The organism is Acidovorax sp. GW823-FHT01C06 (assembly GCF_058798375.1).
This window is the reverse complement of the sequence record NZ_JBXAKN010000009.1, coordinates 1-24,336: the sequence shown is the minus strand read 5'-3', so window position 1 is coordinate 24,336 and position 24,336 is coordinate 1. Positions and strand designations below refer to the sequence as shown.

20 protein-coding genes are annotated in these 24,336 nt (G+C 69.4%); 11 read left to right on the top strand and 9 right to left on the bottom strand.

Annotation, left to right across the window (positions count from 1 at the left end):
• The 5 genes from AC1RCS_RS17870 to AC1RCS_RS17850 are packed head-to-tail and all read left to right on the top strand — an operon-like array spanning position 1 to position 5,062.
• Positions 1-981 carry an ABC transporter permease gene (locus tag AC1RCS_RS17870; RefSeq protein WP_218339375.1) on the top strand — a complete coding sequence of 327 codons (981 nt, stop codon included), beginning with the start codon at positions 1-3 and terminating at the stop codon, positions 979-981.
• Entirely contained in the window at positions 978-2,687 is a 1,710-nt protein-coding gene (locus AC1RCS_RS17865) for a dipeptide ABC transporter ATP-binding protein (RefSeq protein ID WP_492246430.1), read from the top strand. Before AC1RCS_RS17870 ends, AC1RCS_RS17865 begins: the two co-directional genes overlap by 4 nt.
• A complete protein-coding gene (locus tag AC1RCS_RS17860; RefSeq protein WP_255594847.1) occupies positions 2,629-3,762 on the top strand; it encodes a putative FMN-dependent luciferase-like monooxygenase in 1,134 nt (377 codons plus the stop codon). Before AC1RCS_RS17865 ends, AC1RCS_RS17860 begins: the two co-directional genes overlap by 59 nt.
• On the top strand, positions 3,759-4,457 hold the full coding sequence (locus AC1RCS_RS17855; RefSeq protein WP_492246429.1) for a CMD domain protein: 699 nt from the start codon (positions 3,759-3,761) through the stop codon (positions 4,455-4,457). The genes AC1RCS_RS17860 and AC1RCS_RS17855 overlap by 4 nt, the downstream gene beginning before the upstream one ends.
• Positions 4,454-5,062 (top strand): alkylhydroperoxidase domain protein, encoded by a 609-nt coding sequence (locus tag AC1RCS_RS17850; protein WP_492246428.1) that lies wholly within the window; start codon positions 4,454-4,456, stop codon positions 5,060-5,062. The genes AC1RCS_RS17855 and AC1RCS_RS17850 overlap by 4 nt, the downstream gene beginning before the upstream one ends.
• A gap of 26 nt (positions 5,063-5,088) precedes the next feature.
• On the opposite strand, the gene AC1RCS_RS17845 is transcribed toward AC1RCS_RS17850, so the two are convergent.
• Positions 5,089-5,829 carry an SOS response-associated peptidase gene (locus tag AC1RCS_RS17845; protein ID WP_492246427.1) on the bottom strand — a complete coding sequence of 247 codons (741 nt, stop codon included), beginning with the start codon at positions 5,827-5,829 and terminating at the stop codon, positions 5,089-5,091.
• Between the two features lie 196 nt (positions 5,830-6,025).
• Between AC1RCS_RS17845 and AC1RCS_RS17840 the strand changes: the two genes are divergently transcribed.
• Positions 6,026-7,327, top strand: coding sequence for an acyl-CoA dehydrogenase family protein (locus AC1RCS_RS17840; protein WP_492246426.1), 1,302 nt, complete (start codon positions 6,026-6,028; stop codon positions 7,325-7,327).
• An 83-nt stretch (positions 7,328-7,410) separates the two neighbouring features.
• Here AC1RCS_RS17840 and AC1RCS_RS17835 read toward each other — a convergent pair whose 3' ends face one another.
• The 3 genes from AC1RCS_RS17835 to AC1RCS_RS17825 all read right to left on the bottom strand — a co-directional run bounded on the left by AC1RCS_RS17835 (position 7,411) and on the right by AC1RCS_RS17825 (position 10,693).
• Entirely contained in the window at positions 7,411-8,565 is a 1,155-nt protein-coding gene (locus AC1RCS_RS17835; RefSeq protein ID WP_255590965.1) for a diguanylate cyclase, read from the bottom strand.
• A 131-nt stretch (positions 8,566-8,696) separates the two neighbouring features.
• Entirely contained in the window at positions 8,697-9,458 is a 762-nt protein-coding gene (locus AC1RCS_RS17830; RefSeq protein ID WP_492246425.1) for a 16S rRNA (uracil(1498)-N(3))-methyltransferase, read from the bottom strand.
• Between the two features lie 92 nt (positions 9,459-9,550).
• Positions 9,551-10,693 carry an aminoglycoside phosphotransferase family protein gene (locus AC1RCS_RS17825; RefSeq protein WP_370627750.1) on the bottom strand — a complete coding sequence of 381 codons (1,143 nt, stop codon included), beginning with the start codon at positions 10,691-10,693 and terminating at the stop codon, positions 9,551-9,553.
• Positions 10,694-10,799: 106 nt separating this feature from the next.
• Here AC1RCS_RS17825 and AC1RCS_RS17820 point away from each other — a divergent pair, with 106 nt between their 5' ends.
• The 3 genes from AC1RCS_RS17820 (at position 10,800) to rsmA (ending at position 15,632) form a co-directional block, all read left to right on the top strand.
• Positions 10,800-13,235: an LPS-assembly protein LptD gene (locus tag AC1RCS_RS17820; RefSeq protein ID WP_492246424.1), complete on the top strand. Its 2,436-nt coding sequence runs from the start codon at positions 10,800-10,802 to the stop codon at positions 13,233-13,235.
• An 11-nt stretch (positions 13,236-13,246) separates the two neighbouring features.
• Entirely contained in the window at positions 13,247-14,665 is a 1,419-nt protein-coding gene (locus tag AC1RCS_RS17815) for a peptidylprolyl isomerase (RefSeq protein WP_492246423.1), read from the top strand.
• 187 nt (positions 14,666-14,852) lie between these two features.
• Positions 14,853-15,632 (top strand): 16S rRNA (adenine(1518)-N(6)/adenine(1519)-N(6))-dimethyltransferase RsmA, encoded by a 780-nt coding sequence (rsmA, locus tag AC1RCS_RS17810; RefSeq protein WP_218297057.1) that lies wholly within the window; start codon positions 14,853-14,855, stop codon positions 15,630-15,632.
• A 377-nt stretch (positions 15,633-16,009) separates the two neighbouring features.
• Here rsmA and AC1RCS_RS17805 read toward each other — a convergent pair whose 3' ends face one another.
• The 5 genes from AC1RCS_RS17805 to aptA form a co-directional block, all read right to left on the bottom strand.
• Entirely contained in the window at positions 16,010-16,435 is a 426-nt protein-coding gene (locus AC1RCS_RS17805) for a barstar family protein (RefSeq protein ID WP_010464776.1), read from the bottom strand.
• A gap of 140 nt (positions 16,436-16,575) precedes the next feature.
• The gene (locus AC1RCS_RS17800; protein ID WP_218297058.1) at positions 16,576-16,983 is read right to left on the bottom strand and encodes a guanyl-specific ribonuclease; all 408 of its coding nucleotides are present in this window, start codon (positions 16,981-16,983) and stop codon (positions 16,576-16,578) included.
• A gap of 154 nt (positions 16,984-17,137) precedes the next feature.
• Positions 17,138-19,483 (bottom strand): NADP-dependent malic enzyme, encoded by a 2,346-nt coding sequence (locus AC1RCS_RS17795; protein ID WP_218297059.1) that lies wholly within the window; start codon positions 19,481-19,483, stop codon positions 17,138-17,140.
• A 235-nt stretch (positions 19,484-19,718) separates the two neighbouring features.
• Positions 19,719-21,239, bottom strand: a complete 1,521-nt coding sequence (locus AC1RCS_RS17790) for a CoA-acylating methylmalonate-semialdehyde dehydrogenase (protein WP_218297060.1) — start codon at positions 21,237-21,239, stop codon at positions 19,719-19,721.
• Positions 21,240-21,325: 86 nt separating this feature from the next.
• The gene (gene aptA, locus AC1RCS_RS17785; RefSeq protein ID WP_218297061.1) at positions 21,326-22,690 is read right to left on the bottom strand and encodes an omega-aminotransferase AptA; all 1,365 of its coding nucleotides are present in this window, start codon (positions 22,688-22,690) and stop codon (positions 21,326-21,328) included.
• A gap of 209 nt (positions 22,691-22,899) precedes the next feature.
• On the opposite strand from aptA, the gene AC1RCS_RS17780 reads away from it, so the two are divergent.
• Both AC1RCS_RS17780 and AC1RCS_RS17775 read left to right on the top strand, forming a co-directional pair.
• Positions 22,900-23,802: a LysR family transcriptional regulator gene (locus AC1RCS_RS17780; protein WP_218297210.1), complete on the top strand. Its 903-nt coding sequence runs from the start codon at positions 22,900-22,902 to the stop codon at positions 23,800-23,802.
• Positions 23,803-23,880: 78 nt separating this feature from the next.
• The gene (locus tag AC1RCS_RS17775; RefSeq protein ID WP_218297062.1) at positions 23,881-24,186 is read left to right on the top strand and encodes a flagellar basal body protein; all 306 of its coding nucleotides are present in this window, start codon (positions 23,881-23,883) and stop codon (positions 24,184-24,186) included.
• Positions 24,187-24,336 lie beyond the last annotated feature (150 nt).

The following is a 24,336-nucleotide window of genomic DNA, read 5'->3' as shown; positions in this document are numbered from 1 at the left end:
ATGACCACCACGTCTTCGACCGCCGACCTGGGCGCTTTCACGGGTGCCGCACACCCGGCCCCGCACCGCTTCGAGCGCGCCGTGGCGGCGCCCGCCGCCGTCGTGGTGCCCACGGCGCCCATCCTGGCCGCCCCGCCATCGCGCGCGCAGGGCGGCACCTGGGGCCGCCGCATCCTGCAGCGCGCGCGCAGCGCACCCCTCAGCCTGTGGCTGGCCTGGGGCGTGATCGCGCTGGTGGCGCTCTGGGCGGTCGCGCCCGGTGTCTTCACCAGCTACAGCGCCACCGTGGGCGTGGCCGGCCAGCAGCTGCAGACGCCGTCGGCCGCGCACTGGCTGGGCACGGATGCGCTGGGGCGCGACGGCTATGCGCGGCTGGTGTTCGGTGCGGTGCATTCGCTGTCAGGCGCGTTCCTGGCGGTGGCGGTGGGGCTGGTGCTGGGCACGCTGCTGGGCGTGCTGGCCGGGTCCATCGGCGGCTGGGTGGAGGACGTGATCATGCGCACCGTCGATGTGCTGCTGTCGGTGCCGTCGCTGCTGCTGTCGCTCTCCATCATCATCATCCTGGGCTTCGGCACGCTGAACGCGGCGGTGGCCGTGGGCGTGGCGTCGGTCGCCAGCTTTGCGCGGCTCACCCGGTCCGAGGTGGTGCGCGTGCGCCGCTCCGACTACGTGGAGGCAGCCTTTGGCAGCGGCGGGCGGTTTGGCGCGGTGCTGTGGCGCCATGTGCTGCCCAACTCGCTGACTTCGGTGATCGCCATGGCGGCGCTGCAGTTCGGCTCGGCCATCCTGTCGATCTCGACGCTCGGCTTCCTGGGCTACGGCGCGCCGCCGCCCACACCCGAGTGGGGCCTGCTCATCGCCGAAGGGCGCAACTACATCTCGACGGCCTGGTGGCTCACCACCGTGCCGGGGCTGGTGGTGGTGGCCGTGGTGCTGGCGGCCAACCGCATCAGCGCGGCGTTGACGAAGGGGCGCGCATGACCACCATCGCCCAGGCCGTGGCGCAGCCGCCGGTGCTGGAGGTGGAGAACCTCTCCATCGCCTACCGTGACAAGGACCACGAGCAGCGTGTGGTGCACGGCGTGTCGTTCGCCATTGCGCCCGGCGAGGTCGTGGCGCTGGTGGGCGAGTCGGGCTCCGGCAAGACCACCACCGCGCAGTCCATCATCGGCCTGCTGGCCGACAACGGCCGGGTGGAGCACGGGGCGATCCGGCTCAACGGGACGGACATTGCGGGCTGGTCGCCCGACCGCTTCGACACCGTGCGCGGCCGCGTGGTGAGCCTTATCCCGCAGGATCCGACCAGCTCGCTCAACCCCGTGCGCACGGTGGGCGAGCAGGTGGGCGAGATCCTGAAAATCCACCGCTTTGGCGACCGCCAGGCCATCGCGCGGCGCGTGGTCGAGCTGCTGGCCAAGGTGGGCCTGTCGCAGCCCGAGCTGCGTGCGCGGCAGTACCCGCACGAGCTGTCGGGCGGCATGAAGCAGCGCGTGCTGATCGCCATTGCCATTGCGCTGCAGCCCGCGCTCATCATTGCCGACGAGCCCACCAGCGCGCTCGACGTGACGGTGCAGCGGCGCATCCTCGACCTCATCGACGAGCTGCGCAGCGAGTTCGGCACCGCCGTGCTGCTGGTCACGCACGACCTGGGCGTGGCGGCCGACCGCGCCAACCGGCTGGTGGTGCTGCAGGGCGGGCGCATCCAGGAGCAGGGCGACACGGCCAGCGTGCTGCGCAACCCGCACAGCGCCTACACGCGCAAGCTGCTGGCCGATGCGCCGTCGCTTGCGCAGGGCGCTTTTCGCCCTGCCCGTGCCGCCGCCGCCAACGACACGCCCGAGCGGCCCGAGGACTTCGCCATCGTGGTGGAGGGCCTGGTGCACGACTTCGACGTGGCCGGGCGCAAGCAGCCTTTCCGCGCGGTGGACGGCGTGTCGTTCCGCGTGCGGCGCGGCACCACGCACGCCATCGTGGGCGAGTCGGGCTCGGGCAAGACCACCACCATCCGCGACGTGGTGGGCTTTCGCCAGCCCACGGCGGGCCGCATCGTCATCGAGGGCACGGACCTCACCACCCTGCGCGGCGAGGCGCTGCGGCAGTTCCGCCGCACGGTGCAGCTGGTCTACCAGAACCCGTTCAGCTCGCTGGACCCGCGCCAGACCATCTTCCAGATCATCGAGGAGCCCCTGCTCAACTTCGACCCGTTGCCCGCCGCCGAGCGCGCGCGCCGCGTGCACGACATCCTGGCGCGCGTGGGCCTGCCGCCGGCCGTGCTGGAGCGCCGCCCGCGCGCCCTGTCGGGCGGCCAGCGCCAGCGCGTGGCCATTGCGCGCGCCCTGGTGCTGCAGCCCCGCGTGCTGGTGCTCGACGAGGCGGTGTCGGCCCTGGACGTGACGGTGCAGGCGCAGATCCTGGCGCTGCTGGAGACGCTGCAGCGCGACCTGGGCCTGACCTACCTCTTCATCTCGCACGACCTGGCCGTGGTGCGCCAGATCGCGGACACCGTCTCGGTGCTGCAGGGCGGCCGGCAGGTGGATGCGGGCCGCGTGGACGACGTGTTCCTGCGCCCCGGCAGCGACTACACGCGTGAACTCATCGACGCCATTCCCGGAAAGAAAAACCAGCACCATGACCCTCTCCCTGACCTCCCCAACGAAACGCCTCGGGTTCTTCAGCAGGCTGCTTGACGATGCGCCGGCCGGCGAACGCTACCGGCTGGTGACCGAGCAGATCGCCCATGCCGAGGCCTTCGGCTTCGACTCCGCCTGGGTGGCGCAGCACCACTTTCACGAACACGAAGGTGGCCTGCCCTCGCCTTTCGTCTTCCTGGCCCACGTGGCGGCGCGCACGCGGCGCATCCGCCTGGGCACCGGCATCGTGACCCTGCCCATGGAAAACGCGGTGCGCGTGGCCGAGGACGCCATCGTGCTCGACCTGCTCTCGGGCGGGCGGCTGGAGCTGGGCGTGGGCACGGGCGGCACGCCCGAATCGTTCGCGGCCTTCGGCATCACCAGCGATGACCGCAGCGCGGTCTATGCGCGCCACCTGGCCCTGGTGCGCGAGGCCTGGGCCGGCCGACCCCTGCCGGGTGGCGACCGGCTGTACCCGGCGGCCGAACAGCTGCTGGGCCGCATCTGGCAGGCGACGTTCTCGGTGGCGGGCGGCGAGCGCGCGGGGCAGGCGGGCGACGGGCTGATGCTGTCGCGCACCCAGCCGCGCACGGCCGAGGCGCCGGGCGCCGCGCTGCACGACCTGCAGCACCCCATCATCGACGCCTACCTGGCCGCACTGCCCGGCGGCGCCACGCCGCGCATCGTCGGCTCGCGCAGCCTGTTCGTGGCCGACGACCGCAAGGAGGCTTTGCGCCTGGCAGACACCGGCCTGCGCCGTGCCGCCGCGCGTTTTGCCGCGGCCGCGCTGCAACCCGGCCAGGCGCCGCGCCCCGGGCCCGACGCGTCCCTGGAGGCATTGATCGCCGCGTACGACGTGCATGTGGGCACGCCCGACGACGTGATCGCCTCGCTGCAGGCCGACACGGCGCTGGCGCGCGCCACCGACATCGTGTTCCAGGTGCATTCGGTGGACCCGCCGCATGCGCACATCCTGCGCTCCATCGAACTCACGGCCACGCGCGTCGCGCCGGCGCTGGGCTGGGTGCGCAAGCACACCGGCGCTGCCACCACCACTCCCATCACTGCAGCCGCAGCCACCACGACACACACACCAACAGCATCCTCCACCTGCACCGAGGCCATTGCATGAGCACCCCTGCCCCCATTCCCTCCCCCGGCGCTACGCCGCTCGCTGCGGCATTGCCCGACGTGATCGACCTGCTCGCCGGCATCGAGCCCGGCGACCACCTGGACACCATCCGCCGCCACCGCCTGGAGGCGCGCACCCATGCGCAGGAGAGCTACCGCGCGTTGTTCGCGCCCACCGCCCCGGCGCCGGGCACCGTCACGCTGGCCGAGCGCCTGGCGGTTGCGGCCTTCGTCGCAGGCCTGCACAAGCAGCCGGACGCCGCGGCGTTCTATGCCGCGGCGCTGGTGGCGCAGGACGCGGGTGGGGGACTGGCCTCCGCCATCGCCGCCGAGGTCAGCCGGGGCGCGGCGCAGGGCCCGTACGGCCACTACCCCGCCGGTCCGCTGAGCCGCGAAAACACCGACGGCCCCGCTTACGCCGTGGGCGAGGCGCAGCGCGCCGTGCTGGGCGCGCGGCTGTCGGCGGGCCTGGCGCATGCGCACCTGCTGACCTTGCACCCGCGCGACGCGAGCCCCGAAGCCTTGCAGGCGCTGCTGGACGCAGGCTGGTCGGCCACCGACATCGTGATCCTGTCGCAGCTGGTGGCTTTCCTGTCGTTCCAGATCCGCGTGGTCGTGGGCCTGCGCCTGCTCGCAGCGCATCCGGCACCTGCCACGCCGTCATCCACCCCCCGCACCGCAGAGGCCCAGCCATGAGCGATACCGCCGTCATCACCCACCCCGGCAACCATGAGCCCACGGCCTTCACGCAGGCGCAGCTCGAATGGCTGCCCTGGCTGCCACCGCTGCCCGAGGACGAGTTGACCGAGCGCCACTACGCCGGCCTGGTGGACGCGGCACGCGCCAAGTCGCCCTACTTTCGCCTGCTGGCGCGCGACCCGGACACGCTGGGCGCACGCACCCGCACCGACAAGGACATCTTCTACAACCCGGATGCCGGCCTGCCCCGGGCGGAGCGCGAGCTGTCGGCCACGGCCACCTCGCGCGCCAACGGCTGCATCTACTGCGCGTCGGTGCATGCGCGCTTCGCCGCGCACTTCTCGCACCGCGGGGCCGAAGTGCAGCGCCTGCTGGACAAGGGTGTCGGGGCCGATCTCGGCCCGCGCTGGAACGCCATCGTCGGGGCCTCGGTGGCCCTCACCGCCACGCCGACGGCGCTGGACGGCACCCACATCGAAAGCCTGCGCGCTGCAGGGCTCGACGACTTCGCGATCTCCGACGCGCTGCATGGCGCGGCGTTCTTCAACTGGGCGAACCGGCTGATGCTGTCGCTGGGGGAGCCTCAGCAGCCCGCGGCCTGAGTGTCGGGAGCCTGTGGTGCGGGCGCTCAGTCCAGCCAGCCCCTGGGCACCTTGTCGGCTTTCTTCTCCACCGGGTTGGCCGTGAGCGCGGTGGCCGCGTACTGGCGCATGAATTCCTTGGCCTTGTCGGGGCGGGCCGTGAGCCAGGCGTCGTAGGCGCCTTCGTTCAGGATGGCGGGCATGCTCTTTTCGCTGCCCGGTTGCTGGTAGCGGTGCAGCAGCGCGTGGTTGTTGGCGTTCACGGTGAGCAGGCAGTAGCTCACGATCACCTCGCCATCGGCTCCCTGCCAGCGGGCCCACAGCCCCGCCACGCCCATGGGCTTGCCGTCCACGCGGGAGATGCGCGTGGGCACGGCCTTGCCGGAGCGAAAGTCGTCTTCATAGAACGCCATCATCGGCACGATGCAGCGCTGGCCGTTCAGCCAGGCATCGCGGAATGCCGTGCCGGTGGAGGCCAGGTCGGACTTGGCGTTGACCAGCTTGGGGGCGCGCAGCTTCGCGTCGGACGCCGACTTGACCCAGTGCGGCACCAGCCCCCACTGCGCGGGCACCAGCACGCGGGCGGCGGCTGCCTTGTCGTCCACAGCCGGTGCTGGGGCCTGTTCGCCCGGCGGGGTGGCCATGGCCGCCGCGGCGGCTGCATGCACGATGAAGCCGCCCGGCTTGCGCGGCCACAGGTGGCGCTCGCCGGGTGCCGGCGGAGGCTCCACCGCGAATGCCTCGCGGTAGACGTCGGCGGGGTGCAGGGTTTCGTAGTGCGTGCTCATCGTGCGATGGTACCGGCCTGCCGCGCGACCCATGGAAAAAATGTCCGCTATCGCCGGATTGGCAAGCGCTGTCAGCTATGAAATGAGGAGCATTCAAGAGCAGGCAGCGGGCCGGGGCCGCGGTGTGCGTGACCTGTGTCAAGCCCGGTGTCGCCTGCGTTGTGACGCGTGCCCGTGCGGTTTTCACAATGGCCGCATGGACTTCGCACCTTCGCCCCTGGCCCGTGAACTGAATGACCGCCTCGTGGCGTTCATGGACCGCTATCTGCTGCCCTACAACGCCGCCTGGCATGCGGCCGCGCTGGCGGGCGACTACCCGCCGCCCTTCGTGGAAGACCTCAAGGCCCTGGCCCGCGAGGAGGGGTTGTGGAACCTGTTCCTGCCCACGCTGGGGCCCGACGAGCCCGGCACCCGCCTGTCCAACCTCGACTACGCGCCGCTGGCCGAGGCGATGGGCCGCCTGCCCTGGGCCGCCGAGGTGTTCAACTGCCAGGCGCCGGACACCGGCAACATCGAGCTGCTGCACCGCTTTGCCACGCCCGCGCAGCGTGCATGCTGGCTGCAGCCGCTGCTGCGTGGCCAGATGCGCTCGGCCTTCGCCATGAGCGAGCCGGATGTGGCCTCGTCCGACCCCACCAACCTGCAGACCACGGTGCGGCGCGAAGGGGATGTGCTGGTGCTCAGCGGCCGCAAGTGGTTCATCACGGGGGCGGCGCATCCTCAGTGCCGGCTGTTCATCGTGCTGTGCCGCAATGCCGGCGCAGACGGTGGCGGCGGCGAGGCCCCGAGCCACGCGCGCCACAGCATGGTGCTGGTGCCCGCCGCCACGCCGGGCCTGAGGGTGGTGCGCAACATCAGCGTGCTGCACCACCACGCCCCCGAGGGGCATTGCGAGGTCCTGCTGCAGGATGTCCGGGTGCCGGCCGACCACCTCCTGGGCGACTGGGGGGCGGGGTTTGCGATGGCACAGGCGCGCCTGGGGCCGGGGCGTGTGCACCATTGCATGCGCACCATCGGGCAGTGCGAGCTGGCGCTGCGCCTGGCCACCGAGCGCGCGCTCGAACGCACGGCCTTCGGCAAGGCGCTGGCCGAGCAGGCCAACGTGCAGGAGTGGATTGCCGAGTCGCGCATCGAGATCGACCAGGCGCGGCTGCTGGTGCTGCATGCGGCCTGGTTGCTGGACCAGGGCGATGCCGCCGATGTCCGCCAGGTGCGTGCCCAGGTCGCGGCCATCAAGGTGGTGGCCGCGCGCCTGCAGCAGCGCGTGGTGGACCGCGCCATGCAGATCTTTGGCGCCATGGGCCTGTCGCCCGACACGCCGCTGGCAGCGTTCTGGACCTGGGGCCGCGCGCTGCGCCTGATGGACGGGCCCGACGAGGTGCACCTGCGCAGCGTGGCGCGCCACGAGCTGGCCCAGGTGCGCGGCCAGCTGGGCGCGTCGACCGCCTACTTCACCACGCCGGAGCAGATGCGCGCCCCGCCCCGCCTGCGGGCCTGAAAGCGCCCGCAGGGGGGCGGCTTTGCCCGCGTCCTTCGCGGCGCAGGTCGCGGTCGTGGGCACGCGCGGCATGCCGCCCCATGTCAAGCCCGGGCGCCGAGCGAGACCGCGCCCCGTGGGCCGGACGGCGCCACCACGACGCGGTTGCGGCCCAGCGACTTGGCGGTGTAGAGCGCCTGGTCCGCGCGCTCCAGCGTGAGCTCCACCGTGTCGCCCGGCAGGTGCAGCGCCAGGCCGGCCGACACGGACAGGCGCAGCACGCCGGTGGAGTGCGGGATCTCCATCGCGGCCACGGCCAGGCGCACGCGCTCGAGCAGGTCGCGCGCATCGTCCAGATGGGTGTCCGACAGCATCAGCACGAACTCTTCGCCGCCCCAGCGGGCCAGCACGTCGGTGTCGCGCACGCTCGCGCGCACCACGCCGGCAAAGGCCTGCAGCGCGCGGTCGCCGGTGGCATGGCCGTGGCTGTCGTTGACACGCTTGAAGTGATCGATGTCAAGTTCCGCCAGCAGCATGGGGCGGCCGCTGCGCAGGCTGCGCCGATGCTCCAGGTCCATCAGGTCGAGCATCGCGCGGCGGTTGGGCAGGCCCGTGAGCTCGTCGCGCGTGGCCAGCTCGCGGTTGACGGCGAGGGCGTGGGCCAAGGCCTCGCGCTGCTCGCGCAGCCGCGCGCGGATGCGCTGGATGCGCAGGTTCAGCGCGATGCTGCCGCCCAGCACGATGAGCACCATGAGCGCATAGGCGGTGTCCAGGTAGCCGAATGGGCTGGCGCTGAAACGGGTGGTGGCGGCCACGGCGCAGGCAAAGGCCAGCAGCGCATATACGCCGATGCCGATGACCTCGGCCACGGTCAGCCCGAAGGTGCCGAAGAACAGGATCATGGCCAGCACGCTGGGCACCACGCCGCGCGCATCGCCTGCCAGCACGTAGGCCACGGCGCCGCTGGTGATGGTCCAGACCATCTGGGGCACGGTGAGCGAGGGGTCGTTGAGCCGGGCGGTCTCGCCCGAGCGGATGAACGCCGTCATCACCACGAGCCCGCCCACCGAAATGGCGGCCCACCACTGCACGGCGGCGGCGTTCACCGCGCTGCTCGCCATCGACACCAGCAGCATCACGCCCGCGCTGCTGGACATGAGCGCCAGCGCGAGCAGCGCCATGCTCACCAGCGTGCGCCGCCGGGGATCGGTCGACAGAACCACATCCCTGAGGCGGCGCCGGCGGGAAGATGTGCGCAAGATGGAAACTCCTGCCAGTGTGGTGGGATCGCGCGGAACGCGGGGCCAGCGGCGCGCGGGCGGGCGGCTGCCGGTGCTCTGCGGTTCATTCTAGGGCGGGGGCCGCCCTGCGTACAGCCTGGGTGAACCCCTCACGGGCCCGCGAGAAGCGTGAGCGCCGCCAGGGCCGCGAGCGGCGCCGTCTCGGCGCGCAGCACGCGCGGCCCCAGCGTGACCGGGGCGAAGCCGTGGAGCAGCGCCAGATCTTCCTCGGCGCCGGAGAGGCCGCCTTCCGGGCCGGAAAGAAACACCACGGGCCCGGCGGGGGCCGCCGCCGCATGCAGTGGCGCGGTGCCCGCGCGCAGCGACAGCAGCAGGCGCTGCGCCGCCGCTTCGGCCCCGGCGCCACCCGCCTGCCGCGCACGCACCCAGCTGGCCAGGTCCACGGCGCCGTGCACCACGGGCACGCGGTTGCGGCCGCACTGCTCGCAGGCGGCCACGGCCACGGCCTGCCAGTGGGCGATTTTTTTCTCGGCCCGCTCGCCCTTGAGCTTGAGCACGCTGCGCTCGGCCACCAGGGGCGTGATGCTGGCCACGCCCAGTTCGGTGGCTTTCTCGACGAGCCAGTCCATGCGCTCGTTGGCGGTGATGCCCGCCAGCAGGTGCACCGTGCGCGCGGCTTCGCGTTCGGTGGCATGGTGCGCGCCCACCAGCACGCGCACGTCGCTGCGGCCCATGCGCAGCACGGTGGCGTCGAACTCGCCGCCCGGGTCGCCCCCGTCCTGGCCGCCGTGGAACAGCGTGATGGCATCGCCCGGCTGCAGGCGCAGCACCTGCACATGGCGCGCGGCGCCCGGGGGCAGGTCCAGCTCGGCGCCGGTGGACAGAAGGGCCGGGCAGTGGAAACGGGGCATTTGCTACCTAATTTATAGCTGTTTGCGCTTGAAGGACAAGCGCTACAGCCTGATTGGACTCGATTTTTCCTGGCATGCGCCCGGTGGCGCCCCTACATCCGGCCGTAGGCAAATCCCGTGACCGGCTCGGTGCCCTCGATCTGGTCGAGCATCTTGAGCAGGGGCCCCAGCTGGCGGTAGCGGTTGGCCGTGGCGCGGATGTAGGCCATGAAGCGCGGCGCGTCGGCCAGGTACCTGGGCTTGCCGTCGCGCAGGGTCAGGCGCGCGAAGATGCCCGCGACCTTGAGGTGGCGCTGCAGGCCCATCCATTCCACCGCGCGGTAGAACTCGCCGAAGTCATCGCCCCAGCCGCTGGCGCTGCGGGCGCCCAGCAGCCCGGCCTTGCGCGCCTTTTCCCAGTAACGCACGGTAATGTCGATGACAAACTCCTCTTCCCAGCTGATGAACGCGTCGCGCAGCAGGCTGGCGATGTCATAGGTGATGGGACCGTAGACGGCGTCCTGGAAGTCCAGCACGCCCAGGGGCGCGCCTTCTTCGACGGGGGCCATCAGGTTGCGCGTCATGAAGTCGCGGTGCACGTAGACCTGGGGCGCGGCGAGGTTGTGCGCCACGATGGCATCGAAGGCGCTGCCCAGGGTGGCCTGCTGCTGGTCGTCCAGCGTGACGCCGCGATGTCGGCCCAGGTACCAGTCGGGGTACAGCGCCAGCTCGCGGCGCAGCAGCGCCTCGTCGTAGGCTGGCAGCACGCCGGGCTGGGAGGCCTTCTGCCAGTCCAGCAGCACATCGGTGGCCTGCTGGTACCAGGCGTAGGCGGCCTGGGGCTGCCCGGGGTCCAGCAGCTCGATCACCGTCCGGTGCCCCAGGTCGGACAGCAGCATGAATCCGCCGGGCTCGTCCCAGGCCAGGATCTGCGGCACGTTCAGGCCCGCGGACGCCATCAGGCCCTGCACCTGCACGAAGGGGCGGCAGTTCTCCTGGTGGGGCGGGGCATCCATCACGATGCGGCTGCTGCCCGTGGCGCTGTCGATGCGCAGGTAGCGGCGGAAGCTCGCATCGGCCGACGCCGGGCGCAGCGTGGCGGGCAGCAGCTGGTGCGGGCCCACCAGGGGGGCGAGCCAGGCTTCGAAGGCTGTCTGGCGGGCCGCGTCGGGCCAGGCCACGGTACAAGTTGCGGGGGTTGCCACGGCCATGCCCGGGGGCGGGCAGGCGGGAGAAGGGGAGGATGGGTGGCTCATGGATAATCCGATTTTACAAACCCGCTCCCCGCCTCCGTGGTGAGCGGGTCCTTCTTTCATCCGCCCCTGCCCATCGCCCCACGTGCCACGCCGCAAGCCCCCTACCGTGCAGACCCCTTCCCCCCGGACCCGGCCCGCCACGGCGAAGGCCGTGCGGCTGCGCGCGCCCGTGCCCCGGGCCCTGGCCTATGGCGTGGCGCTGGCCTGGTGCGGGCTGCCGCTCTCCGCGCTGGCGCAGGCGGCGGAGGCCCCCCCGCCCAGCGCCTGGGATGCACCGCCCGCGCTGCGCACCTCGCCGTTGCTGCAGGAAAAGATTCCGGACGCCGTGCGCCCCCAGCTGCCGGTGTTCGTGAAGGGTGACCACATCAGCGGCCAGACCGACCTGAACGCCGTCATCGAAGGCAATGCCGAATTGCGCCGGGGCGACACCGTGATCCGCGCCGACCGCCTGGACTACAACGTGCCCGAAGACCTGGCCAAGGCCAGCGGGCAGGTGCGCATCAACCGCGCGGGCAATGTGTACGAAGGCACGGCGCTGGAGCTGCGGGTGGATGCGTTCGAGGGCTTCTTCAGCGACGCGCGGTACAAGTTTCTGGCCACCCAGGCGCACGGCGATGCCACGCGCGTGGATTTCATCGACCGCGACCGGGCCGTGGTGCACAACGCCACGTACACCACGTGCGAGCGCGGCAATGAAGAAAGCTGGCGGCCCGACTGGGTGCTGCGCGCCGCCACCATCCGCATCGACAACGAGGAAGAGGTGGGTACGGCGGAAGACGCGGTGCTGGAGTTCAAGGGCGTGTCGCTGCTGCCGATTCCGTACATCACCTTCCCGCTGTCGGACAAGCGCAAGTCCGGCCTGCTGCCCCCGACCATCGGCCTGGACAGCCGCGACGGGGTGGCCTACATGCAGCCGTACTACTGGAACATCGCGCCCAACCGCGATGCCACGCTGCGCGCCGCCCTCATGACCAAGCGCGGCGCCAACCTGGGGGGCGAGTTCCGCTACCTGGAGCCGAGCTATTCCGGCCAGGTCAGCGCCGACGTCATGCCCACCGACCGCCTGCGCGACCGCATGCGGTGGAGCTTTTCGGGACAGCACCAGGGTGCTTTCAACACCGGCATCGGCGGGGTGGGGCTCAACCTCAACCTCAATCGCGTCAGCGATGACAACTACTGGCGCGACTTCGGCCGCGCCTCCGAGCTTCTGCGCCAGCGCCTGCTGCCCGGCGATGCCACGCTGTCCTGGGCGCGCAATGACATGTCCGCGAGCGTGCGCACCCTCAAGTGGCAGACGCTGCAGGACGTGACTTCTCCCATCGTGCCGCCTTACGACCGCATGCCCCAGCTGCAATGGCGCTATGCCCCCTCGCAGCTCGGTGGCGGGGTGGATGCCAGCGTGGAGCTGGACACCACGCGCTTCCAGGCGGCCCGCGAGCTGACGGGCCAGCCCAATGCCCACCGCAGCTATGCGATGGCGCAGATCAGCCGGCCGTTCCTGTCGCCCGGGGGCTTCGTCACGCCGCGCCTGCAGCTGCACGCCACGCAATACCAGTTCGATACCCCGCTGTCCAATGGCGAGCGTTCGGCCAGCCGCGCGCTGCCCACCTTCAGCCTGGACAGCGGCCTGGTCTTCGAGCGCGACGCCGCATACTTCGGCCGCGCCTTCCTGCAGACGCTGGAGCCGCGTGCTTTCTACACGTACACGCCGTACCGTGACCAGAGCCGCCTGCCCGTGTACGACACGGCGGCCAACGACTTCAATTTCGCCACCATCTACACCGAGAACGCCTTCGGGGGCAACGACCGGCTGGCCGACAACAACCTGCTCACCCTGGGCGTCACCACGCGGCTGCTGGACCCGAACACGGGCGCCGAGGCCGCGCGCTTCGGCGTTGCGCAACGCGTTCGTTTCTCCGACCAGCAGGTGACGCTGCCGGGCGGCGCGCCCGTGAGCGAGCGCCTGTCGGACCTGCTGCTGGGCGCGGGCATCACCTGGACGCCGCAGTGGGGCTTTGACTCCACCGTGCAGTACAACCCCAAGACCGGCCGTTCCATCCGCTCGACCATCGGTGCGCGCTACAGCCCGGGCAACTACCGCACCGTGAGCGCCGCCTACCGCCTGCAGCGCGGCACCAGCGAGCAGATCGACATTGGCTGGCAATGGCCGCTGGACGCGCTGTGGGGCAGCAGCGAGACCCACAACAACAAGCCATCTGGCGCCGCCGGCCGTGGCCAGGGCGGCGGGCGCTGGTACAGCGTCGGGCGCCTGAACTACAGCCTGCAGGATCGCAAACTCGTGGACACCGTGGTGGGCCTTGAGTACGACAGCTGCTGCTGGATCGGCCGCGTGGTCCTCGAGCGCCTGCAAAGCAGTGTCACCACGTCCAACACCCGCCTGCTGTTCCAGATCGAATTCGTGGGCTTCTCCCGCCTGAGCCTGGGCTCCAGCCCCCTGGATACCTTCAAGCAAAATGTGCCGCGCTACCAGAACCTGCGCGAGCAGGTGACAACGCCCAGCCGTTTCAGCAACTATGACTAACGCTTAACGCCATGAATCACCGTGTCATCGCACTGGCCATTGCCACCTTGGCTTCCCTGATGTCCCAGGGCACCCTGGCCCAGGGCCTGCGCCCTTCCGGCGCGCCTGCAGGCAAGGGGCTGACGGCGCGCCCGGCGGCCGCACCTTCGATCACGCTGCCCGCGGAGACGGCTGCGGGCAGCGGCGGCAATTCGGGGCCCCGTCAGGCGGATTTCATCGTGGCCGTGGTCAATTCCGAACCCGTGACCAACAACGAGGTGCGCTCGCGGCTCGCGCGCGCCGAGGCACAGCTGGCGCAGCAGGGGGGCGCCATGCCGCCGCGCGACCTGCTCGCCCGTGAAGTGCTCGAACGGATCATCCTGGAGCGCGTGCAGCTGCAGCAGGCGAAGGAGTCCGGCGTCAAGGTGGATGACTTCGCCGTGTCGCAGGCCGAGCAGGGCGTGGCCCGGCAGAACAACATGACGGTGGACGACCTCTACCGCCGCCTCGCGCGGGACGGCATGGGCAAGGAGCGCTTCCGTGAAGAGCTGCGCAACCAGCTGCTGCAGCAGCGCCTGCGCGAACGTGAAGTGGAGGCGCGCGTGAAGGTGTCCGACCTGGACATCGACCAGTACCTGCGCGAGCAGCAACGGGGCGCCGATGTGGCCTCGATGGAGATCAACCTGGGGCACGTGCTCGTCCTCGTCCCCGAGAATGCCAGCCCCGTGCAGGTGGCCGAGCGCCAGGCACGCGCCCAGCGCGCGGCCGACAAGGTGCGCGCGGGTGAGGACTTCGCGGCCGTCGCGCGCGAGTTCTCCGACGCGCCCGAAGGGCAGCGCGCCGCAGGCCTGCTGGGCCTGCGCCCGGCGGACCGGTATCCCGAACTGTTCGTGAACTCCACGCTGGGCCTGCCGGTGGGCAGCATCGTCGGGCCCGTGCGGTCGCCTGCGGGCTTTCACGTGCTCAAGGTGGTGGAGCGCGTCACGGCGGGCGTGCCCACCACGGTGGTGCAGAACCATGCCCGCCACATCCTGCTGCGCACCGGGCCGCAGCTGACGGAGTCCGCCGCGGCGGCGCGCCTGGCGGACTACCGGCGCCGCGTGCTGGCGGGCCAGGCCGACTTCGCGGCGCTGGCGCGCGAGCATTCCCAGGACGGCAGCTCCAAGGAGGGCGGCGACCTGGGCTGGGCCAACCCGGGCCGCTACGTGCCCGAATTCGAGCAGGCCTTGAACAGCCTCAAGCCCGGCGATGTCAGCGAGCCGCTGGTGTCGCGCTTCGGTGTGCACCTGATCCAGCTGCTCGAGCGCCGCGAGGCCAAGCTCACGCAGCGCGAGCAGCGCGACATGGCGCGCGATACGGTGCGCGAGAAGAAGCTGGACGAGGCCTACGCCACCTGGGCGCAGGAACTGCGCGGGCGCGCGTATGTGGAATACCGCGACCCGCCGCAATGAAGATGGAGTACGTTCCCCCGAGGCGCTGCGCACCTTCCTCCTCCTTCTTCCGTATCGCTGCGCGATGCGGGAAGGGAGGGACCCCCGCCAGCGCCCCCCGGCGAAGCGCCGCCTGCGCGGCTTGGCCGCCCTTGCACAGCTCGCATGCCGTCTCCCGGCATATCGACAGCACCAGCGGGCCAATGGCATGAAGCACATCCCCCGCAAGCGCTTCGGGCAGCATTTCCTGTCCGACAAGGGCATCATCGAAGACATCGTGCAGGCCATTGCGCCCCAGCCGGGCCAGCCCATGGTCGAGATCGGACCGGGCCTTGCGGCGCTCACGCAGCCCCTGGTGGAGCGCCTGGGGCGCCTCACGGTCATCGAGCTGGACCGCGACCTGGCCTTGCGCCTGCGGCTGCATGGCCAGCTGGAGGTGATCGAGTCCGACGTGCTCAAGGTGGACTTCACCGCGCTGGCGCAAGCGATGCGCGAGAAGGCCGCGCAGCCTGGCCTGCGGCTGCGCGTGGTGGGCAACCTGCCCTACAACATCTCCACGCCCATCCTGTTCCATCTGCTGGACCATGTGCAGGTCATCGAAGACCAGCACTTCATGCTGCAAAAGGAAGTGATCGACCGCATGGTGGCCCAGCCTGCCACCAGCGACTACGGGCGCCTGTCGGTGATGCTGCAATGGCGCTACGCGATGGAAAACGTGCTGTTCGTTCCCCCGGAGAGCTTCGACCCGCCCCCGCGCGTGGACAGCGCCGTGGTGCGCATGGTGCCGCACGCAGAGCCCGCGCCCTTGTCGGTGCCCCTTCTGGAAGAGCTGGTGCAGGTCGCCTTCAGCCAGCGCCGCAAGCTGCTGCGCCACACGCTGGGCCGCTGGCTCGAAGCGCGCCAGTTCGCCGGCACCTTCGACACCCAGCGCCGCGCCGAGGAGGTTCCGGTGAGCGAGTTTGTGGCCTTGGCACAGCAGTGCTCTTGAATCAATAGCTGCTCGCGCTTGATGGATAAGCGCTAGAGTCTGATTTGACTAAGATGACAGCCACTGGCACGGCCCGAGCGGAGGATGCCAGGCAAGGGGCGCCCCGCAGTGAGGGCATCCCCCCTTTCCGGCGACGCCGGGAGAAGGGGGAAGCGGCGCGCAGCCGCTCAGGGGGATGAGCCGCCAGACTCAGGCAGCCGAAAGCCAGTAGCCGGCGTTGAAAGGGCTGCTCATGCGCAGCGCCATCGGGGACACGTCGACGAGCTTGTCGGTCGGCATTTTCTCGGCGGGCTCCGCGGCGATCTCAATGCCCTCGACACCCTGGGTGCCGGTAGCCTCGTTCGCCCGTTCTGCTTGGCTGGTGGATGCAGAACGGGCTACAGAAAAGAATAGAAACAGCGGAAGGGGATTTTTCGGTCGCCCCAATAGTCGGCGGCGTCGCGGAAGATATCGAGCAGCTGTTCACGCGCTTCCTTGTCGAACTTGCCGGTGGCGGGGATCTGCTCCAGCACCACGATGAAACCAGGCTGCGGGCCCGATTTGTGCAAGGGATCCGTCATGCAGTCGTACAGCGCATCAAAATTCTTGCCGAAGTGCGACGGGAAGGTGAATTGCCCGGCAATCAGGTCCAGCACATCCTGCTTGGACTGCGCGTGGGCCAGGTTGGCGTACAAGAAATGGTGACCCATGGAGGTGGCGGCATCCTGCAGGTCCTGCACGCGGAAGGCGCGAATGGACTGCACGATGTTGGTGCGCACGCCACGCAGTGGCGTTTCCAGGTCTTTACGAAGTGGCGTCTGCATCTCCGCTACTCTTTCTTTATAAAGTCCACAAACTTCTGGCTTCTCGCAAGGCTGCGGAATGCGGCCTGCGCGTGGGGGATTCAAGGTGGCGCGGTGTGCGCTGCCAGGGTTCTTCTGGTCTGCGTGCACCGCATCGGGGGTCATTCGACGATCTCGCGAAAACTGGCGTAGTGGTCGCCGGTGTAGTAGCAGGCGTCCGGAACCCGGGGCTTGCCGCCGCACACGATGCGCCGGGCTCCCCGGTCGCGCGATCCTGGCGTTCTGACGGTGTACTCACGGTAATAGCCCCGCTTGTGGGCGGGCAACAGCCGCTCGCGATTACCAAAAACCGATCCGTCCTTGTCATACGGAAAGGGGCCCCCCTCACGGATCAGCGCATACGTCGCACGCCCTTGGGGCGGCAACTCGGCCAGTGCGATGGGGGTGAGGGAACCGTCGGTGGACGGGGATTTCCGGGCATGCCCCGCCACCGGGGACAACACGAACGCAACACCCAAAACACACAAAAACCCTGCTTTGCGCGCCCGGGTGGCTACAGCCTTCAGCATCAACGAACCTTTCAGAAACTACGGGTTAACCCGAAATTTCGAGCCGCTAGTGTCGCTCAACGGCCCCCAAAAAGCAAGCGTCTGCACAAAGATTGGGCAGACGCTGAAGGGGGCAAGCAGCTTTTTAAGTTAGTGCTTGCTATCTATTTTGGGCTTATCTCGACACGTTGGCATCCGCCACGGTCAGGGCTGTCATGTTCACGATGCGGCGCACGGTGGCGCTGGGCGTCAGGATGTGGACCGGTTTGGCCGCTCCCAGCAGCACCGGGCCGATCGCGATGCCGCCGCCCGCGGCGGTCTTGAGCAGGTTGTAGGCGATGTTGGCCGCGTCGATGTTGGGGAACACCAGCAGGTTGGCGTCGCCCGTCAGTTCGCTGCTGGGCATGAGGGCCGCACGGGCCTTGCCGTCCAAGGCCACGTCGCCGTGCATCTCGCCGTCCACTTCCAGCCAGGGCGCCTGCTGGCGCAGCAGTTCCAGCGTCTGGCGCATCTTCACGGCGCTGGGGTGGTTGCTGGTGCCGAAATTGGAGTGCGACAGGAGCGCGGCCTTGGGCTTGATGCCAAAGCGCATCATTTCCTCCGCGGCCAGCGCGGTGATTTCGGCCAGCTCCTGGGGCGTGGGGTCGTAGTTGACGTGCGTGTCCACCAGGAAGACCTGGCGCCCTGGCAGCATGAGGCCGTTCATGCAGGCATACACGGGCACGTCCTGCGCCGTGCTGTCGGCGCCGCCCGCGTGCTTGCCGATCACCTGGTCGATGTAGAGCAGGTGGTTGGCCGTGGTGCCCCAGGTGCCGCAGATCAGGCCGTCCACCTCGCCCTTGTGCAGCATCATGCAGCCGATGAGCGTGAGGCGCCGGCGCATCTCGATCTTGGCGACCTGCTGGGTGATGCCCTTGCGCTCGGTCATGCGGTGGTAGGTCTGCCAGAAGTCGCGGTAGCGGTGGTCGAAATCGGTGTTGACCACGTCGTAGTCCACGCCTTCCTTCAGGCGCAGGCCGAATTTCTCGATGCGCTGGGCGATGATGGCCGGGCGGCCGATCAGCGTGGGGCGGGCCACCTTCTCGTCCACCACGATCTGCGCGGCGCGCAGCACGCGTTCCTCTTCGCCCTCGGCGTAGGCCACGCGCTTGCGGGCCGCGGTGCGCGCGGCGTCGAAGATGGGCTTCATCGTCGTGCCCGAGGCGTAGACGAAGGTCTGCAGCCGGTCGCGGTAGGCGTCCATGTCGGCGATGGGGCGCTGCGCCACGCCGCTGTCCGCGGCGGCCTGGGCCACGGCCGGCGCGATCTTCATCATCAGGCGCGGGTCGAACGGCTTGGGGATCAGGTATTCGGGGCCGAACGTCAGCTTCTCGCCCACGTAGGCCGCGGCCACCACCTCGCTTTGCTCGGCCTGGGCCAGGTCGGCGATGGCGTGGACGGCGGCGATCTCCATCTCATCGGTGATGGTGGTCGCGCCGCAGTCCAGCGCGCCCCGGAAGATGTAGGGGAAGCACAGGACGTTGTTCACCTGGTTGGGGTAGTCCGAGCGCCCCGTGGCCATGATGATGTCGCCGCGCACGCTGTGCGCCAGCTCGGGCGTGATCTCCGGATTGGGGTTGGCCAGCGCGAAGATCACCGGCCGCTCGGCCATCGTGGCCACCATCTCGGGCTTGAGCACGTTGCCCGCCGACAGGCCCAGGAACACGTCCGCGCCCACCATCACCTCTGCCAGCTTGCGGGCCTCGGTCTTCTGCATGAACTGGCGCTTGTCGTCGTCCATCAGCTCTTCGCGGCCTTCATAGACCACGCCGGCCAGGTCGGTGACGAACACGTTCTTGCGCTGCACGCCCACCTTGAGCAGCAGGTTCAGGCAGGCCAGCGCCGCCGCGCCCGCGCCGCTGGTGACCAGTTTCACGTCCTCGATCTTCTTGCCCGCCACCTTGAGCGCATTCACGATGGCCGCCGCCACGGTGATGGCCGTGCCGTGCTGGTCGTCGTGGAAGACGGGGATCTTCATGCGCTTGCGCAGTTCGCGCTCCACGTAGAAGCAGTCGGGTGCCTTGATGTCTTCGAGGTTGATCGCGCCGAACGTCGGCTCCAGCGCGGCGATCACCTCCACCAGCCTGGCCGGGTCCTTCTCGTCGATCTCGATGTCGAACACGTCCACGCCGGCGAATTTCTTGAACAGCACGCCCTTGCCTTCCATCACCGGCTTGGAGGCCAGCGCGCCGATGTCGCCCAGGCCCAGCACGGCGGTGCCGTTGCTGATGACGGCCACCAGGTTGCCACGCGCGGTGTAGCGGAAGGCGTTGGCGGGGTCCTTCACGATCTCCTCGCAGGGCGCGGCCACGCCGGGTGAGTAAGCCAGGGCCAGGTCGTGCTGGTTCACCATCTGCTTGGTGGCGGCGATGGCGATCTTGCCGGGCTTGGGAAATTCGTGGTACTCGAGAGCGGCACGGCGCAGCTGGGCGCGCTTGTCGGAATCGTTGTTGTTGTTCTGGGCCGTGGTGTTCTCGGGCATTCAGTGTCTCCAACTCAGGGGGTGGGTGCAAAAACCGGGCTGCAGAGGCGCTGCAGTGGCTGTCAGCTTTGTAAGGGTCTGCGATTGTAGGGCGGTGGTCGTGAAAACCCTAGTAAGCGAATCTGCTTATATGGGTGGATCAGCCATGACCCCATCGGCTGCAATCCCCCACAAGGCAAGACGCCCCGCAGCCGGGGCGGCTGCGGGGCGTCTTGGCCTGGGCGCGGGGGCTCGGTCAGCGGCTGCTGGGGAAGCTGAACACCGCGCCTTCGCGCACGCCGGCCGAGGGCCAGCGCTGCGTGATGGTCTTGCGCTTGGTGTAAAAGCGCACGGCATCGGGCCCGTAGGCGTGCAGGTCGCCGAACAGGCTGCGCTTCCAGCCGCCGAACGAGTGGTAGGCCACGGGCACGGGCAGGGGCACGTTCACGCCCACCATGCCGACCTGGATGTGGTCGGTGAAGTAGCGCGCGGCTTCGCCGTCGCGCGTGAAGATGCAGGTGCCGTTGCCGTATTCGTGGGCGTCGATCAGGTTCATCGCCTCTTGCAGCGTCTTCACGCGCACCACGCCCAGCACGGGGCCGAAAATCTCTTCCTGGTAGATCTTCATGCCGGGCCGGACGTTGTCGAACAGGCACGCGCCCAGGAAGTAGCCGTTCTCATGGCCTGCGGCCACCTGCACGCCCCGGCCATCCACCACCAGGGTCGCGCCTTCGGCCACGCCGCTGTCCACATAGGACTTCACTTTCTCGAAGTGCTGCCGGGTGACCAGCGGGCCCATGTCGTTGCCGTTGTCCGTGCCGGGGCCGACCTTCATCCTGGCGATCTCGGCCTTCAGCCCGGCGACCACGGCGTCTCCCACCTCGTCACCCACGGCGACGAGCAGGGGGATGGCCATGCAGCGCTCGCCGCAGGAGCCATAGGCCGCGCCCATCAGCGCGCTCACGGCGTTGCCCACGTCGGCATCGGGCATCAGCACCGCGTGGTTCTTGGCGCCGCCCAGGGCCTGCACGCGCTTGCCGTGCTTGCAGCCTTCGGCGTAGATGTACTCGGCGATGGGCGTGGAGCCCACGAAGCTCACGGCCTTCACGCGCGGGTCGGCCAGCAGCGTGTCCACCGCTTCCTTGTCGCCATTGACCACGTTGAGCACGCCGGGCGGCAGGCCGGCTTCGAGCGCGAGCTGGGCCACGAACAGCGTCGAGGACGGGTCGCGCTCCGACGGCTTGAGCACGAAGGTGTTGCCGCAGGCCACGGCCATGGGCCACATCCACAGCGGCACCATGGCCGGGAAGTTGAACGGGGTGATGCCGGCGCACACGCCCAGCGCCTGGAATTCGCTCCAGGAGTCGATGGACGGGCCCACGTTGCGGCTGTGCTCGCCCTTGAGCAGCTCGGGCGCGTAGCTGGCGAACTCCACGTTCTCGATGCCGCGCTGCAGCTCGCCATGCGCATCGGCCAGCACCTTGCCGTGCTCGGCGGTGATCAGGGCGGCGATCTTGTCGGCGTTGTCCTCGAGCAGGACTTTCAGCTTGCCCATCACGCGCGCGCGCTTGAGCGGCGGGGTGTTGCGCCAGGCCGGGAAGGCGGCCTGGGCCGAGGCGATGGCCTGTTCCACCGTGGCCTTGCTTGCCAGGGCCACGCTCGTGTGGGACTCGCCGGTGGCGGGGTCGAACACCGGCTGGGTGCGCGCCGTGTCGGCAACGGGCTGGCCGTCGATCAGGTGGCCGATGGTGGTGGTGACGTTCTTGTCGTGGTTCATGTCTGGATATGATTAAAAAATGCTTCCAGCGCCCATGTGAAAAGCGCTAGAAGCTATCAATTTGGGAGCAAAAGGCGTGCCGCGTGTCAGGCGGTTTCCGCCAGGGCGTCGCCCAGGGCGTTCACCATGCGGTCGATTTCAGCCTCGGTGCTGATGAAGGGCGGGGCCAGCTGGATGGTGTCGCCGCCGTAGCGCACGTAAAAGCCCTTGTCCCAGCACTTCATGGCGATCTCGTAGGGCCGGCGGGCGGGCTCGCCCGGCAGCGCGGCGATGGTGATGCCCGCGGCCAGGCCGTAGTTGCGGATGTCCGCCACGTGCTTGGTGCCCTTGAGGCCATGCACGGCCTGCTCGAAATACGGTGCCAGCGCCTGGACGCGGCCGGGCATGTCTTCCTTTTGCAGGATGTCCAGCACCGCGTTGCCCGCCGCGCAGGCCACGGGGTGGGCCGAGTAGGTATAGCCGTGCGGGAACTCCAGCATGTACTCGGGGCCGCCCTGGCTGATGAAGGTGTCGTAGATCTCCTTGGTGGCGATCACGCCGCCCAGCGGCTGCGCGCCGTTGGTCACCTGCTTGGCGAAGTTCAGGATGTCGGGCGTCACGCCGAAGGCCTCGGCCCCCGTCCAGGCGCCGCAGCGGCCGAAGCCGGTGATCACCTCGTCAAAGATCAGCAGGATGTTGTTCTGCGTGCAGATCTCGCGGATGCGCTCCAGGTAGCCCTTGGGCGGGATCACCACGCCGGCCGAGCCCGAGAAGGGCTCGACGATCACGGCGGCGATGTTCGATGCATCGTGCAGCGCGATCACGTCCAGCAGCTTGTCGGCCAGCGCGCGGCCGCCGTCCTCGGCCATGCCTTTCTGGAAGGTGCCGGCCGGTGGCTGGGTGTGGGGAATGTGGTCGGCCTCGATGCCCTGGCCGAAGGTCTTGCGGTTGCCCACGATGCCGCCCACGGAGATGCCGCCGTAGTTCACGCCGTGGTAGCCCTTCTCGCGGCCGATCAGGCGCGTCTTGCTGGCCTGCCCCTTGGCGCGCCAGTAGGCGCGGGCCATCTTGAGCGAGGTGTCGGCCGACTCGGAGCCCGAGCCGGTGAAGAACACATAGTCGAGCCCGGCGGGGGTCAGCGCCTTGAGGCGGTTGGCCAGCTCGAAGGAAGCCGGGTGGCCGAACTGGAAGGCCGGGGAGTAGTCCAGCGTCGCGGCGGCCTTGCCGATGGCTTCGGCCACTTCCTTGCGGCCATGGCCCAGGCCCGAGCACCACAGGCCCGACAGGCCGTCGAAGATCTTGCGGCCCTCGGCGTCGGTGTAGTAGGCGCCCTGGCCGCTCACGATCATGCGCGGCTTGGCCTTGAAGTTGCGGTTGCCGGTGAAGGGCATCCAGTGCGCCTCCAGCCATTCGGCGTCCATGCGGGGGCCTTCGGCGCCAGCGGCGGTTTTTTCGATGTTGACGAAGCTCATGGGATTCTCCAGTGCAAGACGGCGGCAAAAGCAGGGGCAGGCCCGTCCATGCAGGGCGGGTGCGTGGCATTGTTGCGCTGGCGGTTAATCTCTAAAATAGTCCAATATCAATGTTTACTTGACGGTTCATGCAAGTAATGCCTGCCACCCCGCACGCCACCGCCACCCCAGCCGCTGCCCCGCCCGCCAGCGCGGCCCGGCACCGCGCCGTGCTGGGGCAGCTCAGCGACATGGACCTGCGCCTGCTGCAGGTGTTCAAGAGCGTGGCGGAGTGCGGGGGCATGTCGGCCGCCGAGCTGGAACTGAACATCGGCACCAGCACCGTGAGCCGCCACATGAAGGACCTGGAGACCCGCCTGGGCCTCACCCTGTGCCGGCGCGGGCGGGCCGGTTTCGCGCTCACGGCCGAGGGGCAGCGCGTATACGACGAAACCCTGCGGCTGCTGTCCGCGGTGGACGCGTTTCGCAGCAGCATCGATGACATCCACCGCCGCATGGGCGGCAGGCTGGAGGTGGCGGTGTTCGACAAGACCGCCAGCAACCCGGCCGCCCACATTGGCGATGCGATCGCACTGTTCGCCAGCCAGGCGCCCGAAGTGAGCCTGCAGATGCACGTGGCCTCGATCCCGGCCATCGAGCGCGGGCTGATCGACGGCAGCTTCCACGTGGGCATCATCCCGGCGCACCGCACATCGCAAAGCCTGGTCTATGCCGACCTGTTCGCCGAAACCATGCTGCTGTACTGCGGCGCGCGCCACCCCCTGCACGGCACCGACCATGCCGCGCTGACCTGGGAATCGCTGCGCGCCTACCAGTTCGCGGGGCTGGGCTACCACTCGCCCAACATGGAGCTGAGCCACAGCACGCGCCTGCCGCGCAAGGCCACGGGCTTCGACCAGGAGTCGATCGCCACGCTCATCCTCTCGGGCCGCTACCTGGGCTTCCTGCCGGACCACTATGCCGAGGGCTTCGAGCGCCAGGGGCTCATGCAGGCGGTATTGCCCGGGCGGTTCCACTACCGCTGCCAGTTCGTGAGCGTGCTGCGCAAGTCGCCGCAGCCCCCGCGCGCGGCCCAGGCCTTCGCGCAATGCCTGCTGCAGGCGCATGGTTGATGGCGCCTTCCTTGCCTGCGCAGCGGCGCGGGCGGACAATCCCCGTTCCTTGACTGGGCGCTGTGCGCGGGGTACGTGATGGCAAGCATTTCTTCGATCGGCAGCTCCGGCCTGCAGGCCGCCCAGTTGCGGCTGGACGCGTCGGCCAACAACGTGGCCAACATGAACACCCCGGGCTACCGCCGCGAGGTGGTGGCGCAGGAAGAGGCCGCCGACAGCGCGGGGGTGCGCGCCACGGTGCAGCGCGAGCAGGAGGCGCAAGGGGTGGCGCTGGAGAAGGAGGCCGTCGAGCAGATGTCGGCCACCTATGCGTTCAAGGCCAACCTGCAGACCCTCAAGACACAGGATGAGATGATGGGCTCGCTGCTGGACGTGAAGGCCTGACGGCCATCGCGGTCCACGCCCCCGACAAAGCCCCGCCAGCCGGGGCTTTTTTCTTTTCCTGTTTCCTTCCGGTGCCTAGCTGTTGATTCTCAGGAGGTTGTTCATGGCCGGAATGCGGCTCATGGGCGGCTGATGGCTGAGAGCGGAGTG

What these genes read in the sequence shown, in the direction of transcription:
- AC1RCS_RS17870 (WP_218339375.1), top strand. Translation starts at nt 1, where the DNA reads ATGACCACCACGTCTTCGACCGCCGACCTGGGCGCTTTCACGGGTGCC.
- AC1RCS_RS17865 (WP_492246430.1), top strand. Translation starts at nt 978, where the DNA reads ATGACCACCATCGCCCAGGCCGTGGCGCAGCCGCCGGTGCTGGAGGTG.
- AC1RCS_RS17860 (WP_255594847.1), top strand. Translation starts at nt 2,629, where the DNA reads ATGACCCTCTCCCTGACCTCCCCAACGAAACGCCTCGGGTTCTTCAGC.
- AC1RCS_RS17855 (WP_492246429.1), top strand. Translation starts at nt 3,759, where the DNA reads ATGAGCACCCCTGCCCCCATTCCCTCCCCCGGCGCTACGCCGCTCGCT.
- AC1RCS_RS17850 (WP_492246428.1), top strand. Translation starts at nt 4,454, where the DNA reads ATGAGCGATACCGCCGTCATCACCCACCCCGGCAACCATGAGCCCACG.
- AC1RCS_RS17845 (WP_492246427.1), bottom strand. Translation starts at nt 5,829, where the DNA reads ATGAGCACGCACTACGAAACCCTGCACCCCGCCGACGTCTACCGCGAG.
- AC1RCS_RS17840 (WP_492246426.1), top strand. Translation starts at nt 6,026, where the DNA reads ATGGACTTCGCACCTTCGCCCCTGGCCCGTGAACTGAATGACCGCCTC.
- AC1RCS_RS17830 (WP_492246425.1), bottom strand. Translation starts at nt 9,458, where the DNA reads ATGCCCCGTTTCCACTGCCCGGCCCTTCTGTCCACCGGCGCCGAGCTG.
- AC1RCS_RS17825 (WP_370627750.1), bottom strand. Translation starts at nt 10,693, where the DNA reads ATGAGCCACCCATCCTCCCCTTCTCCCGCCTGCCCGCCCCCGGGCATG.
- AC1RCS_RS17815 (WP_492246423.1), top strand. Translation starts at nt 13,247, where the DNA reads ATGAATCACCGTGTCATCGCACTGGCCATTGCCACCTTGGCTTCCCTG.
- rsmA (WP_218297057.1), top strand. Translation starts at nt 14,853, where the DNA reads ATGAAGCACATCCCCCGCAAGCGCTTCGGGCAGCATTTCCTGTCCGAC.
- AC1RCS_RS17805 (WP_010464776.1), bottom strand. Translation starts at nt 16,435, where the DNA reads ATGCAGACGCCACTTCGTAAAGACCTGGAAACGCCACTGCGTGGCGTG.
- AC1RCS_RS17800 (WP_218297058.1), bottom strand. Translation starts at nt 16,983, where the DNA reads ATGCTGAAGGCTGTAGCCACCCGGGCGCGCAAAGCAGGGTTTTTGTGT.
- AC1RCS_RS17795 (WP_218297059.1), bottom strand. Translation starts at nt 19,483, where the DNA reads ATGCCCGAGAACACCACGGCCCAGAACAACAACAACGATTCCGACAAG.
- AC1RCS_RS17790 (WP_218297060.1), bottom strand. Translation starts at nt 21,239, where the DNA reads ATGAACCACGACAAGAACGTCACCACCACCATCGGCCACCTGATCGAC.
- aptA (WP_218297061.1), bottom strand. Translation starts at nt 22,690, where the DNA reads ATGAGCTTCGTCAACATCGAAAAAACCGCCGCTGGCGCCGAAGGCCCC.
- AC1RCS_RS17775 (WP_218297062.1), top strand. Translation starts at nt 23,881, where the DNA reads ATGGCAAGCATTTCTTCGATCGGCAGCTCCGGCCTGCAGGCCGCCCAG.